The sequence below is a fragment of the Pseudomonas chlororaphis subsp. piscium genome, from assembly GCF_003850345.1.
Lineage (GTDB): Bacteria > Pseudomonadota > Gammaproteobacteria > Pseudomonadales > Pseudomonadaceae > Aquipseudomonas > Aquipseudomonas piscium.
In genome coordinates this window covers 4,216,688-4,233,163 of the sequence record NZ_CP027707.1, presented here as the reverse complement: position 1 = coordinate 4,233,163, position 16,476 = coordinate 4,216,688, and the positions used below count along the sequence as shown (strand labels likewise).

Genomic DNA, 16,476 nt, shown 5'->3' with positions numbered 1-16,476 from the left:
AATCAGCCGGATGGTTTATGGGAAACGATAATCTAATTAAAAATTTTGCCCGTACCTCCTTGCGATTGAACATGCTACTGATCGTAGCGGTTTCGCTGGCAATTCTGTTGTTCGCCATGACCTACTGGGCTGCGGCGCGTCTGGTCCAGGAGCAACTGTTCAAGATCGAATTTCACTTCTCGCGCTTGATGGGCAACATCCATGAGCAGGAAGAGTTCTTGCTGCGTGTTGCCAGGCATAGCGATGAGGTGACACAAAAACGGGATCAGGCGGTCATTCCGTTTCAGCATCGCTTGCTCAAGGAAGCACGCGACTCCTGGATCTACGAGGGACGCGAATTCTCCTTTTCCATGCCGTTCACTCTGGCTGTGCCCACTGAGATGGCTTCGCAGGGTGAAGATCAAGTTGCCGGTATTGGGAAGTTTGGGGTGCTGATTTCCAACTTGTACGGCTCGTACTGGAGCATTTCTTCTTATGCTGCGCCGCAAACGCTACTGCTGGATCTTGATAGCTCAATCAGCATCGGTGTTCCGGCAGCCACTGCCTCAAGGGAAAATGGACAGGTCGGTAAGAACGACTACCTGGAGCTGAGTGAAAACCTGAAAAAGCAAATTTTGAAGTTCCGCCCGGCACAATCGGATAATGCCGTGATGTGGGCGCCGGCCAATCATGTCCAGGGTGACGGGTCGTCTATCAAGTTCATTACCTACATGTACACCGACACGCCACAAAACCTGTTGGCCCACGATCAATCGAAGCGTCAACTGGTCATCGCCTCGTTGCTGGATCTGCGTTCAATTACAGACTCTTCTCGTCTCAGCGATTGGACGGTGTTCGATGCCATGGAGCTCATAACCCCCGATGGATTGTTGCTGACGGGCAAGATACCCAGCTTCGATGATGCTCAAGAAGGGCTGCAATTGACCAGCGCCGGGTTCCTGGTCAAGACCACCAGCAAAGACGGCTGGCGCGGTTACTATCACCTTGATTACCGAAGCTTTTTTCAATATGCCAAGTGGCAGTTACTGGTGTTGCTGGCTGTGTGCCTGGCGTTTGTTGTCGTAGGTTATTTCTTGTTGCGCTGGTATGCCATGAGGGTGGTCGTACCGGCTCGTCGGGCTCATGACCGGGTTGTAGAGAGTGACTCGTTCAGCCGCGCGATCATTCAGAGCGCCCCAGTGGCGTTGTGCGTGCTGGCGCGCAAAGATCGCAAGGTGGTGATGGAAAACGAGCTGGCGCTGCAATGGCTGGGAGACACACAAACCATCAGTCAGCTTAGCCGCGGCTGGCCTTCCATAGTCGAATCGGCTGGAGCCGTCGGGGACAAGCATCTATCGATCACAATCAACGACCGACAGCTGGAAGTCAGTTTTTTGCCGTCGCGCTATCAAGGCGAAGACGTGGTGCTTTGTGCATTCAGTGACATCAGTGCTTACAAGCTGGCGGAGCGAGCACTGGCTGAAGCCAAGCAATCGGCGGACGCCTCGAATGAGGCCAAGACGGTATTCCTGGCGACCATGAGCCATGAAATTCGCACACCGCTGTATGGCGTGCTCGGTACCCTGGAGCTCCTGACCCTGTCACCACTCAATGCCCTGCAACGTTCGCAAGTGCAAACCATGCAACGTTCCTCCTCGATTCTATTGCAGGTGATCAGCGATATTCTGGACGTGTCGAAAATCGAAGCCGGGCAGCTGGCGATCGAACACGTCGAGTTCAGTCCATTGGAAATGATCGAGGATGTCCTGCAGGCCTATTCGGCTGCTGCGGGCGCCAAAGGTCTGCACCTCTATGCCTGCGTGGAAGTCGAGCTTCCGCGAAGAGTCAGAGGCGACGCAGCCAGAATCCGGCAGATACTCAACAATTTGCTTAGCAATGCCATCAAGTTCACCGATGTCGGACGAATCGCCTTGAGGGTCAAAAGCGAGCAGGTCAAGGGCGCGTGGCAGTTTCAGTGGCAGGTCACCGATACCGGCTGTGGCATTTCCAGCGAGCATCAGGTCCGCCTGTTCGAACCCTTCTATCAGGCGCATAGCCAACAGCACACCGTCGGTGGTACCGGGCTTGGCCTGTCGATTTGCTGGCGCTTGACGCAATTGATGGGCGGCAACCTGGCGATCGTCAGTGACACAGGGCTGGGCAGCAGTTTCACCTTGAGCTTGCCGCTCACGGTTGTGCCTGGTGAACATCCGCTCCTGCCTGGATTCACCCTGAAGAACGAGGCCGTTGCAGTACGCGCTCCGATCAAGGAGTTGGCCATCAGCGTCTGTAACTGGCTGTCGCATTTCGGAGCGCTGGCGGTAACCGGCAGTGAGGTATCCGATGACCGTTATCCTGGCGCGGTGCTTGTCGATGTGATCCCGGAACTTTTGCCGGAGCTGGAATGGAGTGGTGAGCGGGTACGTTGCTCGGAAGAGGGATTGATCAAGCCACAACGTACCTCCGACGGATATATCGTCAGCCTGCACAGCCTCAAGGGCTTGTTGCGGGCGGTGGCACTGGCTCAGGGCGAGCCGCTGGCTGCGAGTGAAAGCTCCGAGGCGGTACAGAGTTGGTGTCGGTTCAGTCTGCATGTGCTCGTAGCCGAAGATAACCCTATCAATCAGACTTTGCTCAAGGAGCAACTCCAGCAATTGGGGTGCAGCGTGGCATTGGCATCCAATGGCGTAGAAGCTCTGCGACTTTGGGATCATGATGCTTTTGACGTAGTGCTGACTGACGTCAACATGCCGGAAATGAATGGGTATGAATTGACCACGGCGCTACGTCGAGCCGATGGCAACACTCCCATTGTCGGCGTGACCGCCAATGCGATGCGCGAGGAAGAGGAGCGCTGTATCGGGGTGGGCATGAACGCTTGTGTGGTCAAGCCGATGTCATTGCAAACCCTGCACAATGTGCTGTTGAAGCTCTGCGGACATCTGGATGGCGCAATACTGTCCGAGGAAGAGGCGTCGGAAGAGAAAAGTGTCATGCAAGTGTCCAGTCAATTGCGTGATGTATTCATTCAGACGTTCAAGGAAGACCTGGCCAAAACTCGCGCCGCAGTGCGGGACAAAGATGCCAAGGCAGTGGGCTCCATGTTGCACCGGATACGCGGCGGGTTGTCGGTGGTTCAGGCACAGGATCTGCTCGATCGCTGTGTGGCCATAGAAGCGCAACTGGATGCAGAGGGTTGGGTGGATGCAAGAAGGCGTGAAGTAGAGGACGTCCTCGAACAGATTACGCAGGAGATGGAAAAGTTATGAATGCTACGGAGAGCATCGGGAGCGGTTCGATCATTTCTTTTTCAAGGACAGTCTTAGCATGAATAAAATAAAAGTGGTGCTGGCCGATGATCACCCCATTGTATTGGCAGGGGTGAAAGAAACTATCGAGAGTGACGGCCTGTATGACGTGGTGAGCGTGGCCAAGACGTCTGGCGAGTTGATGGATGCCATTAAGGAACACTCGCCGGATATCGTGATCACCGACTTTTACATGCCAGGGGATGAGCACTACGGCGATGGCATGCGCCTGGTCAGCTATCTGGTGCGTAATTTTCCCCAGGTGCGTTTTCTGGTGCTGACCATGCTGAACAATCGTTCGATTCTGGGGAGTCTTTACGATTGCGGAGTGTCCGGCGTGCTGCAGAAAAGCATCAACCTTGATGAAATAAATGTGGCGCTGCGCACTATCTCCAAGGGAGGCATCTACAAAGGTAACTTCACTCTTGAGCCTGACAGTGTGATGGCCTCTACGTCGTCAGTCAGTGAGCGTATCGCGAGTATTTCAATCAAGGAGGCAGAAGTGCTGCGGCTGTTTTTGGCGGGTGAGCGGCTCAAGGATATCGCTACCAGCCTCCAACGTAGCGCAAAGACCGTCAGTACTCAGAAGACTTCGGTCATGCGCAAATTATGTGTCCACTCCGACCAGGAGCTGTTCGCATTCTGTCAGGAACATCAGGTCGTCTGAAAGGCCCTGGATTCAACGACTGACTTACCTTCTTGCGCTCCATTTTTCATGTTGCTGACCACCTTGGGTGGTCATGTCTCCAGCATTGGTCCCATTGGATTCTTGCTGCTCGTATTTTAATTCCTTCCTTCCTCGCTCGCGCCTCGACTCTGTTCGGATCGGCGCGTTTTAGGTTTTTCCCTAAATACCCCTCCAGGGGCGCTCCTTACCATTTGATTAATTCCAAGCATTGGCTCCGGCCATTGTGAAACGGTCTTGAGAGAACGCTGTTGCCAAAGACCGGTATTGGAAGGAGGTACGACAGTACGAAACCGCCATTGAGTAGCCGTTTCGCTCTGTGCAGGACTTGAATTGAATGTTTAACGGAGTGGTTATGTTACCGATCAAGATCATCGCAAAAGACACTGGGCATCCTCTGGATGTCACGGGCAATAATCTGCTGACAATCAATCGGCCGGCGGTCATCAAGATGTCCACGGCAGCAGAGGATATTCAGTCGGTCAGTCGTGAAGGCGAACGTCTTGTTATCAAGCTCAAGAGCGGGGAAACCATCTCCATCGATGGTTTTTTCGAGGTGGTTGATGGCGTAAAAAGCGATCTGGTATTTGAAGATCCCAACACCGGTGAGCTGCTGATCGCCGATTACTCGGTCCCTTGGACTGGCGTGTCACTGGTGCCGCTTGAGTCGATCGACTCGCTGCTGGCCGTGGCTGAAGTCGAGTCCACGGGTTGGCTGGCGCCCTTGCTGGGCCTGGCCGCCGTGGGCGGCGCGGTGGCGATTGCCAGCCATCACGGCGGTGGCGGTAGCAGTTCCGATGCGGCGAGTGCCGATCAGGGGCTGACCACACCGTCGACGCCGAGCGTACTGTTCAACAACATGCATGGCCTGACCGGCAAGGCTGATGCCGGGGCGACCATTTCCCTGACCCTGGCCGACGGTTCCGTCGTCACGACGGTGGCCGATGATACCGGGCTCTGGCATTTCAATCCCAACCCGCTGGCCGATGGCGAGCAGGGCACGCTGCAAGCAAGCCTGAATGGCGTGCAAAGCGCCGCTATCGGCTCCGGCGTGGCCGATGTCACCGCGCCCGCCGAGCCGGTAGTGACCCAGAACAACCAGGATGTCCTGGCCGGTACTGCGGAGCCGGGCAGCACCATTACCGTCAGTCTTGCCGATGGCAGTACCGTCATTGCAACCGTGGGGGCAGACGGTCAGTGGAGTGTCACCCCGAACCCGCTGACCCCAGGCGTTAGCGGATCGATCGTCGTCACCGATGCCGCTGGTAACTCCAGTGCGAGCGTCGACACTGGAATCATCAATTCCACGCAACCATTACCTCCCACCGTTGACCAGAACAACGCCGATGGCCTGAGTGGCATGGGCGAACCAGGCAGCACCGTAGTGGTTGAACTGCCGGATGGCAGCACTGTGACCACCATTATCGATGCAGACGGCAACTGGGAGATCGTGCCGAATCCAGTACCAGAGGGCGAGCAGGGCTCGGTCACCGTCATCGATCCGGAGGGCAACCCCAGCGAGGCAGTAAACACCGGTACCAGCGACCAGACTCCACCGGCGGCGCCGACCATTGACCAGAACAATGCCAATGGCATCAGCGGCACCGGCGAACCAGGTAGCACCGTAGTGGTTGAACTGCCGGATGGCAGCACTGTGACCACCGTTATCGATGCAGACGGCAACTGGGAGATCGTGCCGAATCCAGTGCCAGAGGGCGAGCAGGGCTCGGTCACCGTTATCGATCCGGCGGGCAACACCAGCGAAGCGGTGAACACCGGTTCCAGTGAAAAGGCGCCACTACCAGCCCCCGTTGATCAAGATCCTCCTGCGGCTCCCACTATCGACCAGAACAATGCCAATGGCATCAGCGGCACCGGCGAGCCGGGCAGCACCGTGGTCGTCGAACTGCCGGATGGCAGCACTGTGACCACCATTATCGATGCAGACGGCAACTGGGAGATCGTGCCGAATCCAGTACCAGAGGGCGAGCAGGGCTCGGTCACTGTTATCGACCCAGCGGGCAACACCAGCGAAGCGGTGAACACTGGTACCAGCGACCAGACTCCACCTGCAGCGCCGACCATTGACCAGAACAATGCCAATGGCATCAGCGGCACCGGCGAACCAGGTAGCACCGTAGTGGTTGAACTGCCAGATGGCAGCACTGTGACCACCATTATCGATGCAGACGGCAACTGGGAGATCGTGCCGAATCCAGTGCCAGAGGGCGAGCAGGGCTCGATCACCGTCATCGATCCGGCGGGCAACACCAGCGAGGCAGTGAGCACCGGTACCAGCGACCAGGCTCCACCTGCAGCGCCGACCATTGACCAGAACAATGCCAATGGCATCAGCGGCACCGGTGAGCCGGGCAGCACCGTGGTCGTCGAACTGCCGGATGGCAGCACTGTGACCACCGTTATCGATGCAGACGGCAACTGGGAGATCGTGCCGAATCCAGTACCAGAGGGCGAGCAGGGCTCGGTCACTGTTACCGACCCAGCAGGCAACACCAGCGAAGCGGTGAACACCGGTACCAGCGACCAGACTCCACCGGCGGCGCCGACTATTGACCAGAACAATGCTTCAGGTATTAGCGGCACTGGCGAACCAGGTAGCACCGTAGTGGTTGAACTGCCAGATGGCAGCACTGTGACCACCGTTATCGATGCAGACGGCAACTGGGAGATCGTGCCGAATCCAGTACCAGAGGGCGAGCAGGGCTCGGTCACTGTTATCGACCCAGCGGGCAACACCAGCGAAGCAGTAAACACCGGTACCAGCGACCAGACTCCACCGGCGGCTCCGACCGTTGACCAGAATAATGGCGCGGGCCTGAGCGGTACTGGTGAAGCCGGCGGGACTGTGACCGTTGAACTGCCAGATGGCAGCACCGTGACCACCGTTATCGATGCAGACGACAACTGGTCGTTCAAGCCGAATCCAGTACCAGAGGGCGAGCAGGGCTCGATCACCGTCACGGATGCGGCTGGCAATATCAGCGAGGCCACGCAGACCGCTCCAAGCGATCAGACTGCGCCGGTCATCGAAGAAGGCTCGCTGGATCTGGTGGATAACGTCGGCACAATTACCGGCACTATCGCCCGTGGCGATGTCACCGATGATGCACAGCCGGAGTTCAAGGGCTCGTTCGCGCCTGGCGATGCGACCCTGGTCAAGATCTATGACAACGGTGTGCTGATCGGCAGCGCTGCCGTGGATGCTTCCGGTAACTGGAGTTTCGTACCGACATTGCCACTGACCGCCGGTGAGCACAGTTTCGTCGCCGAGGCGATGGACGCTGCCGGTAACGTCAGCGACAAGACTGCGGCCTGGGGCTTCACCCTGGCAGGGGACGCTCCGGCGGCACCGGCCATCATTCAAGTGCTGGATGATGTCGGTACTGTCACCGGTGCCTTGCAGAAAGGTGACACCAGCGACGATAACGCCTTGACCATCACCGGTACCGGCGCTGCCGAGACTCTGGTCACTGTGTTCGTCAACGGTGCCGTTGTTGGCTCTGTGGTGGTCGACGCCAGTGGCAACTGGAGCCTGACCACTGCGGATCTGGGCGCGGATGGCGTGAAAAACATCACCGCGCAGGCCTCCGATGCGGCCGGGCAGTTGAGCCCGATGACCGGCGAGTATTCGGTCACTCTGGACACCCAGGCACCGACTCAACCTGTCCGGGTCGTCGCGACCGACGATCAAGGCGCACAAGTAGGCCCGATCGCCCAGAACGGCGTAACCGACGACGCTACCCCGACCTTCAGTGGCAGTGGTGCCGAGAGCGGTGCGCTGGTCAAGCTCTACGACAACGGTGTCGTCATTGGTTCGACCACGGTCGATGCCAGCGGTAACTGGAGTTACACCGCATCCACCGCGTTGGCCGGTGGCACCCATGCCATCACGGCGACCCTCACGGACAAGGCGGGTAATACCAGCGTTGCCAGCGAGGCACTCAGCTTCAGCGTCGAAACCGGTGAAGTGGTGGTCAGCATCGTCAAGGCCATCGACAACGTCGGCAGCATCCAGGGTGATGTCGCCAGCCGTGGCCTGACCGACGACGCCACGCCGACCCTGGTCGGTACTGCGACCGCCGGTGCTCTGGTCACTGTCAGCGAGGCTGGCAAGGTCCTGGGCAGCGTGACGGCCGATGCTTCCGGCAACTGGAGCCTGGAACTGCCGACGCAGACCGAAGGCCTGCACACCTTTACCGCTGTAGCGCGTAATGGCGCCGGTACCGAAGGCTCGGCCGATTTCATGCTGGACATCGACCTGACCGCGCCATCGGCACCCGGGGTATCCGGTGCGTTCGATGACGTGGGCGTGTACCAGGGGCAACTGGCGCAGAACGGTTTCACCGATGACACCACCCCGACCCTGACGGGCAGCGGCAATGCCGGCGACACGATCAAGGTCTACGACAATGGCACCTTGCTGGGCAGTGTGACGGTGTCCGCCGAGGGCGCCTGGAGCTTCACCCCATCGACGCCGCTGGCTCAGGGCGTTCATAGCCTGACCGCCACCCAGTCCGATGCGGCCGGTAATGAAAGCGCGGCCAGCACTGCGGTTTCGTTCACTGTCGATACGACGGCGCCAACCGCCATCGTGCAGATCACGGCCATCGACCAGGACACCGACGTGCCGGGTGATTTCATCACCTCCGACACTTCCCTGACCCTGTTCGGCACGCTGTCCACGGCGCTGGGCGCCAACGAGAAGGTGCAGATCAGCCTCAACGACGGTAGCACCTGGTTCGATGTGGTCGTGAGCGATCTCAACTGGCGTTATGACGATGCCCGGGTGCTGACCGATGGCCTGCACAACTATCAGGTACGGGTCATTGATGCGGCTGGCAACGTCGGCTCGCAAGCCTCGCAAGCGGTGGTCATCGATACCGGTATCGGCATCGGCCTGAACATCACCGACATCACTCCGGATTCGGGTGTGTTGGGTGACTTCATCACCAGCGCCGCCAGCATTGCCGTCAAGGGTACGCTGAGCCAGGAATTGCCAAGCGGTGCACGGGTACAAGTGTCCAGCGACGGCGGTCTGACCTGGGCCAATGCAGCCACCACAGGTACCAGCTGGATTTTCGAAGATCCGACCGTACACGGCGATTCCGTTGTGGTTTATCAGGCGCGTGTGGTTGCAGCCGGCGGCGAGGTGGTCGATAGCGCCAGCCAGGAAGTCACTTTCGACACCACGGCGCCTGCGGCTTCGGCTCTGATCGAATCGATCACCGAAGACCGCGGTGCGAGTCCGAGCGACTTCATCACCAACGATAATCGCCTAGTGATCAACGGTTCCCTGAGCGATGCCGCCGAGGCTACCGATCGTGTCGAAGTCAGCCTCAACGGTGGCAACACCTGGGAAATGGCTGCTTTCGAAGACGGAAAGTGGAGCTTGGACATGACTGCTCGCGAGTTGGCCGATGGCACATACATCGTCCAGGCGCGTGTAGTGGATGCGGCGGGTAACCGTGGCACCATCAGCAGTCAGGTTCTGGTGATCGATACTGTCGGCCTGGGCGCCAACGGCATGACCTCGAGCTTCACCGTCGCCACCGACACCGCTGTCGGTATCAGCAACGGTCACAGCACCGCCGAAACGGCGACCAACAGCGACATGATCACCCGTGATACCACAGTCACTGTATCTGGCACGCTGAACACCTCGCTGCAAACGGCGCAGCATCTGCAGATCTCGTTCGACGACGGTCAGAGCTGGGTCACCGTGTTGTCCTCCAGCGGTTCGCTGTGGACCTACACGCTGCCTGAGTTCGCCCAAAGCCAGACGCTGAACGTGAAGATGCAGCTGGTCGACACCGCCGGTAACGTCGCCACGGGCACCAGTTTCAACGACTACACCGTGGTCGTGGACCTGGATGCACCGGAACCCGTCACTGTCGCTCCGGTCGTGGCTGCGGCTGTGACCACTGGTGCCTCGTTGTCGTTCGCTAGCGATGTCCATGGTCGCGTCGAGTCTGGCGCGCTTATTGCGCTGGTCGAAGACAGCAATAACGACGGTGTCTATAGCGAAGGCCTCGACAAGATCCTGGGCTACGCAACGGCGGATGCCCAGGGCGACTGGCGCATTGATGCCTCGTTGAGTAAGGGCAACCATTCGATCGGCTTCGTGGTCTGGGATGCGGCGGGTAACCGCTCCAATCTCAGCGATCTGGTTCAGGTAACCGCCAGCGATGCCACAACTGCCGGTAGCCGAGTGCTGCAGACGACCTGGGGCGGTACCGCCAGCGGTTCGCAGTATGGTTTGAACGCCGCCGCCGTGACGGTCAACGAAGACGGTACCTGGTCGTTCTTCCAGAGTTCGATGTCGCAGAGCAACGGGGCAGCGGCTAACGCCGGTTATGTCTACAGTGCTGACGACAATCAAAACTACACGGCCACGTACCTGGCAGAACCGACCGGGGTCAGCAATCACGACTTTGGCGGGGTCATCAGCCAGGCTGTCTTTGCGGACTACAACCGTGATGGCTTGCAGGACGTGATCAGCCAGACCAGCAGCAGTACCCGCAATACCGCCCTATGGACCAAAAACAGCGATGGTACCTATACGGGCACATCGCTGGCCCTTGGTTGGGGGGGCGTCCTGGGGGTGGGTGCCAATGGTACTGAAACCCACGTTGGCGGTGTCGTTGCGTACGATGCTCAAGGTGACGGCTACCTGGACTTCGCATTCGCCGGCTCCAACGACAGTGCCTACGTCAAGGTCACCAACGACAAGGGGACGCTGAGCTACACGATGGAAAATGGCGGCACCAATTTCGCCCATGAAATCAGCGCGGTCGACGTCAACAACAACGGTACGGTGGAGCTGGCCGGTCACTCTGGCTACGACTGGACCAAGGGTTTGTCGGTCCAGCTGAGCAACGCGGACGGCAGCATCGCCTCCACCTATAACCAGGGTGGGGTGTTCCGTCGGGACAGCTCGGTCGACCACAGTAACCTGCCGATCTCCATGACTTGGGCGGACTTCAACGGTGACGGTTATCTGGACCTGTTCATCAGCCGCAGCCTGGGTGACGACCGTAAAACCGATACTGACGAAAGCCGTATCTACCTCAACCTTGGCAACGATGCCAACGGTAACTGGTTGGGGATGAGCCAGAACGAGCAGTCGTTGAAGTTTGGCGACAGCATGGACGGCGGTGCTTCGTTCGCCGTGGACTGGAACCACGACGGGCAGATGGACGTTATCGAGGTGCCACGTCGCAATGCGACTGATAGCGCTGCCCAGACAGGTTCGCCTACGGTGTACCTGAACGAGGGCAACAACGTCTGGAACGGTACCGGGCAGTCCCTCAGTGGTATCACGACCTACGACAACATCACCGGTGCAACGGCAGTGGACTATGACTGGGACGGCGCTGTCGACCTGATCATGTACCGTGCCGGCAGCACCAGTGCCGGCCTGGATGCGGATACCGCCACCTCGATCCTGATCAGGAACGAAAACGTGGTGGCCGACGGCACCAGCCTGCATGTCCGTATCCTGGACAAGAATGGTCTGAACGTGTTCTACGGCAACACTGTCAAGCTGTACAACTCGGCAGGGGACCTGGTGGCGACGCAGATCATCAACCCGCAGTCCTCGGCATCGAGCAACAGCCAGGGCCTGGTGAACTTCTACGGCCTGGATGCCAGCGAGACGTACTCGGTGCAGCTGTTGCGCACCGAAAACAGCACCATCAACCATGTGGGGGCCTCGACCTATCAGCAGAACTATGTCAACGGCACGGTGAACCTGAACTGGGGCGGGCTGACGACCGGTGCAGCGCACGATGCTTATGTGCTGACGGCGGAGTCGACCGCGGCGGTCAACGACACCATCGGCGAGTCGGGGATGGTCGGGACCGGCTACAACGACACCTTCTTCGGTACCGAAGGCAACGACACCATCAACGGCGGTGGGGGCTGGAACACCGCCATGGACGGCACCCAGACCTGGAGCGCGACCCAGGGCATGGACGTGGTCGACTACAGTCGTGCCACCCTGGCCATGCAGATCAACCTGGAGTCGGGTGTGGCGATCGGCATGGGGACCGACACCCTGATCAGCATCGAAGGCATCATCGGCAGTGCGTACGCTGACAGCATCACCGACAGTTCGGCCAACAACCGGATCGAAGGCGGCGCCGGCAACGATGTGATCTACCTCAGCAATGGCGGTAATGACACGCTGCTGTACAAGGTGTTGGACGCCAGCAATGCCACCGGTGGCAATGGCAGCGATAAGGTCTACAGCTTCCACGTAGGCAATGTGCTGAGCGACGGCAATGCCGATGTTATCGATGTCAGCGAACTGCTGGGCTACAAAGGCACGGCGGGGCTGTATCAGGACCAGGGCGTGACCAAGCTGGACAGTGCCTCTACCGGGTTGGAGGACTACCTGAAGGTGCAGGTCGTGGGTAACGACACGGTCATCAGCGTTGACCGTGACGGTACTGGGGCCGAGTTCGGCTTCAGCTCCATCGCCACGCTGGTCGATGTCAAGACCGACCTGTTGACCCTGCTGCAAAACCACCAACTGGTGGTGTGATGTAAAGACCCTTTCCCGGCCGACGGATCGGCCGGGAAAGGTTTGGCATGAGAAAAACGCAGACAATCGTCTGCGTTTTTTTGTTTTCGCCCATCCAGAAACCTGACCTGCGGCAACGGCGCCGATCGCAAGCCTGGCCCGGGTTTTCCGTAACGGACATTGCGCCTTATCAGGTTGCTTGCGCTTTAGGGTTTACCCTACAGATCCCGCCGTGTGGGGTTCTTACCATGGAGACCTTGCTTCATGGAGGTCTACCACAATGCGTTACAAATATTGGAAAGCAGGCCTGATCACTGTTGTATCGTCGATCGCCTTGCTGGGCTTTTCCGAACAGGTGATTGCCGATACATCACCTCGTCCCCAGGCGCAGAAGCACATCGTCTGCAATCCGCAATGTGCACAGGTAAGCGCTTCTCCAGCGCCAGCCTCGCGGCCGGCTCAATCGGTACCTGCGCAGCCTGTATACAAGCAGCCGGGCACCACGGGTAAACGTAGTCCGTTCTCCTATGACCGTTTGCCGGCAATGGACGGCAAGGCCGAACGCGCGCCGTTCGCCTCGGCAAACCAGGCACCGGTGCAAGCGGATGATTTATGGCAAGTCGTCTCGCTGGCGGTCAGTCATTACCCATCGATTCGTGACGCGGCGTCGGTTCTCGAGGAGCAACGTGAAGGCATCGACGTTGCACGCGCCGGTTATCTGCCAAAAGTGGACGTGGGCATCAGTTCCGGTCGGCAGAGTTTCGGCAGCAACGGTCAGGCCCTGTCGCTCACTGCCAGCCAGATGCTGTATGACTTCGGCAAGGTTGGTGGGGCTGTCACCGAGGCCGAATCCAACGTCGTGCTGCAACAAGTGAAATGGCAGGGCGAGATCGACGACATTGCCCTGCAGGCCGCCGAGGCGGTGATCGAGGTTCGTCGCTACGAAGCGCTGGTCAATGCCGCGCAATCGCAAAAAGACCAACTGAAAAAACTGCAGCAACTGGCCGCGCGCCGGGTCAGCGAAGGGGCTAGCACCCAGGCCGACCTGATCCAGGCGCAATCGCGGGTCGAGGCGGCCGAAGCGTCGCTGCTCGCCAGCCAGACTCAACTGAGCCAGCAACGCAGCAAGCTGCGCACCCTGATTGGCCAGGAGCCGCTCAACAAGATTGCGGTGCCCGAGAATCGTTTGGTCCAGGCCCTGGCAACCATTGATCCCAATGTGGAAATGACCATTGGGGTGCAGCAGGCCGAAGCCGAATGGAGTGTCGCCCAGGCGCAAGTCAGCCAGGCCCGAGCCAACGCCAAGCCGACCGTATCCCTGGATGCGGGCGTCGATAAGTACCTGGGAAATGTCCCCACAGGTCGGGACGAGTACGCCTACACCCTGACTGTCAGCGTCAAGCACAGTCTGTTTGACGGCGGTGCGCCGTCGGCGCGGATTCGCGGGGCGGGCCAGGCAGCTCGTGCTGCCGAAGAGCGCATCCATACCCGCAAGCTCGAAGCCCAGAACTCCTGGTTCCGCTTGCAAGAACAAATGGCCGGGCTGTCGAGCCGGATCAAGGTGCTGGGTAACCGCTACAAAAGCATGGTCGATACCCGTGCGCTGTACGAACAGCAGTACCTGGCGCTGGGTACGCGGTCCTTGCTCGATCTGTTGAACGCCGAACAGGAAATCTTCCAGGCCCAGACCGACCAGGAAAACTCCCGGCACGACCTTTGGCTGGCCCAGGTGAACTACATCAATGCCACCGGCCATATGCGCAACGTATTCGCCCTGATGGGAGCCTCATCATGACCACTATCCCCAAAGCCGATTCCTCGACCGTTGTGACGGATGTGGCAAATCCCTGGTTGGACGCCATGCTGCAAGTGGCCCGGCATTACCGGCTGGAGACCTCGGCAGAGCGCGTGCGTGTCATGCTCGACTGGCAAGCCGGCCATCCGGCCGATGTACAGCTCAAGCAAATGGCCCGCGACATGGGCATGTCGCTGTGCTTCGAAAAGCTCGACAAAGGCATCCTGGACCCCTGGCGCCTGCCGGTGGTGGCTGAGTTCGACAACGGGCAGGTCGGCGTCATTGAAAGTGTCGATAACGGCCAGTTCGCCGGCGTGCGTTTGAGCGGCGAGCAGGGCGTGCTGCAGGCCTTGCCGGTAGCCGAAGTCTGCGCGCGAGTGCAACGGGTTCTGCTGTTGCGTCCTGAAGTGTCGGCGCCGGATGCCCGGGTCGACGACTACATCAAACCTTATGAAGCCAACTGGTTCTGGAAACTGGCGCTGCACGACTGGCGGCGGTACTCCGATGTGATGCTGGCCTCGCTGATCGCCAACGTCCTGGCCCTGGCCGCCATGCTGTTTTCGATGCAGATCTACGACAGGGTGATTCCGGCCCAGTCCGAGCCGACCCTGTGGGTGCTGTTCGGCGGGGTGGTCATAGCGATCGTTTTCGAGTTCTGCATGCGCTTGTCGCGCACCCACCTGACCGACAAGATCGGCAAGCGCGCCGACCTGCGGATTTCCGATCGGGTCTTCGGTCATGCGCTGCGCATCCGTACCCAGGACCAGTCGAAATCCACTGGCTCCTTCATCTCGCAGATCCGCGAGCTGGAGCAGGTGCGTGAGTTGATCACGTCCACCACCGTGAATGCCTTGGCGGACCTGCCGTTCTTCTTCCTGTTCCTCGGTGTGCTGTGGTACGTCGGTGGGATGATGGCCCTGGTGCCGCTGGCGATCCTGCCGTTGCTGATCATTCCCGGCCTGCTGGCCCAGCGCTGGTTGGCCAAATATTCCAAGGAAGGCATGCGCGAAGCGTCGTTGCGCAATGCGATCCTGATCGAGGCGGTCCAAGGCAACGAAGACATCAAGCTACTGCGCGCCGAGCAGCGCTTCCAGACCCAGTGGAACCACCTCAATCAGGTGTCGGCCGACATCAGCATGCGCCAGCGCTTCATCACCGGTGCCTTGATGACTTGGACCCAGGAGCTGCAATCGCTGGTCTATGTGCTGGTGATTCTGGTGGGCTGCTTCATGGTCATCAGTGGCGACCTGACCACGGGTGCCTTGATCGGTACCTCGATTCTGTCGTCGCGGATGATTGCGCCCCTGGCTCAGCTGTCCGGTGTCATGTCGCGCTGGCAGCAGGCCAAGGTCGCGCGTGAAGGCCTGGATGAATTGATGAAGCGCCCGGTCGACCAGCCCCAGCACAGCAAGATGCTGCACCGTCCGGTGATCCAGGGCGACTACCGCTTGGAGGGCGTGAAGTTCCGCTACGAGCAGGAGCAGAAGCAGCCAGCGCTGGAGATCCCGGGCTTGACGATCAAGGCTGGCGAGAAAGTGGCGATCCTGGGCCGCAACGGCGCAGGCAAGTCGACCCTGCTGCATCTGTTGTCCGGCTTGCAAGCCCCCCAGGAAGGAAATGTGCTGCTGGACTCATTGAACCTGTCGATGATCGACCCCTATGACGTGCGCCGTGATGTGGGCTTTCTCAGCCAGCAGGCATCGCTGTTCTTCGGCTCGCTGCGGGACAACATCATCATGGGTAAACCCATGGCCACTGACGACGAGATCATTCAGGCACTGACCTTGAGTGGCGCGCTGTCCCTGGTGCAGTCGTTGCCCGATGGCCTGGATCACCTGATCCGTGAAGGCGGCAAGGGCCTGTCCGGCGGCCAGCGGCAAATGCTCTTGCTGGCTCGTACGCTGATCCGCAACCCCCGCGTGCTGCTGCTGGACGAGCCGACCGCCTGGCTCGACGAACTCAGCGAACAGCACCTGATTGAGAAGCTGCTGCCGTGGCTCGAAGGCCGCACGCTGATCGTCGCCACGCACCGGCCGGCTGTCCTGAAGTGGGTGGACCGGATCATCGCGGTCGACAAGGGCCGGGTCGTTCTGGACGACACCAAACACATCGTCATCAGCCAGATGAGCAAGCCGCGCGCATCCGCTGCCTGATCGCCGAACGG

5 protein-coding genes are annotated in these 16,476 nt (G+C 59.4%); all 5 read left to right on the top strand.

The annotated features are described in order from the left end of the window. Positions 1 to 17 precede the first annotated feature (17 nt). The 5 genes from C4K38_RS19095 (at position 18) to C4K38_RS19075 (ending at position 16,465) form a co-directional block, all read left to right on the top strand. On the top strand, positions 18 to 3,248 hold the full coding sequence (locus C4K38_RS19095) for a hybrid sensor histidine kinase/response regulator (RefSeq protein WP_053278619.1): 3,231 nt from the start codon (positions 18 to 20) through the stop codon (positions 3,246 to 3,248). Between the two features lie 58 nt (positions 3,249 to 3,306). Next, positions 3,307 to 3,954 carry a response regulator gene (locus C4K38_RS19090; RefSeq protein WP_053278620.1) on the top strand — a complete coding sequence of 216 codons (648 nt, stop codon included), beginning with the start codon at positions 3,307 to 3,309 and terminating at the stop codon, positions 3,952 to 3,954. 355 nt (positions 3,955 to 4,309) lie between these two features. Continuing rightward, complete coding sequence (locus tag C4K38_RS19085; RefSeq protein WP_338000792.1) at positions 4,310 to 12,538, top strand: Ig-like domain-containing protein; 8,229 nt, start codon at positions 4,310 to 4,312, stop codon at positions 12,536 to 12,538. Positions 12,539 to 12,797: 259 nt separating this feature from the next. Continuing rightward, the gene (locus tag C4K38_RS19080; protein ID WP_053278621.1) at positions 12,798 to 14,312 is read left to right on the top strand and encodes a TolC family outer membrane protein; all 1,515 of its coding nucleotides are present in this window, start codon (positions 12,798 to 12,800) and stop codon (positions 14,310 to 14,312) included. Then, the gene (locus tag C4K38_RS19075) at positions 14,309 to 16,465 is read left to right on the top strand and encodes a type I secretion system permease/ATPase (RefSeq protein ID WP_053278622.1); all 2,157 of its coding nucleotides are present in this window, start codon (positions 14,309 to 14,311) and stop codon (positions 16,463 to 16,465) included. The genes C4K38_RS19080 and C4K38_RS19075 overlap by 4 nt, the downstream gene beginning before the upstream one ends. The last annotated feature ends 11 nt before the right edge of the window (positions 16,466 to 16,476 follow it).

Coding starts and splice junctions, on each gene's coding strand:
- C4K38_RS19095 (WP_053278619.1), top strand. CDS start 18: ATGGGAAACGATAATCTAATTAAAAATTTTGCCCGTACCTCCTTGCGA.
- C4K38_RS19090 (WP_053278620.1), top strand. CDS start 3,307: ATGAATAAAATAAAAGTGGTGCTGGCCGATGATCACCCCATTGTATTG.
- C4K38_RS19085 (WP_338000792.1), top strand. CDS start 4,310: ATGTTTAACGGAGTGGTTATGTTACCGATCAAGATCATCGCAAAAGAC.
- C4K38_RS19080 (WP_053278621.1), top strand. CDS start 12,798: ATGCGTTACAAATATTGGAAAGCAGGCCTGATCACTGTTGTATCGTCG.
- C4K38_RS19075 (WP_053278622.1), top strand. CDS start 14,309: ATGACCACTATCCCCAAAGCCGATTCCTCGACCGTTGTGACGGATGTG.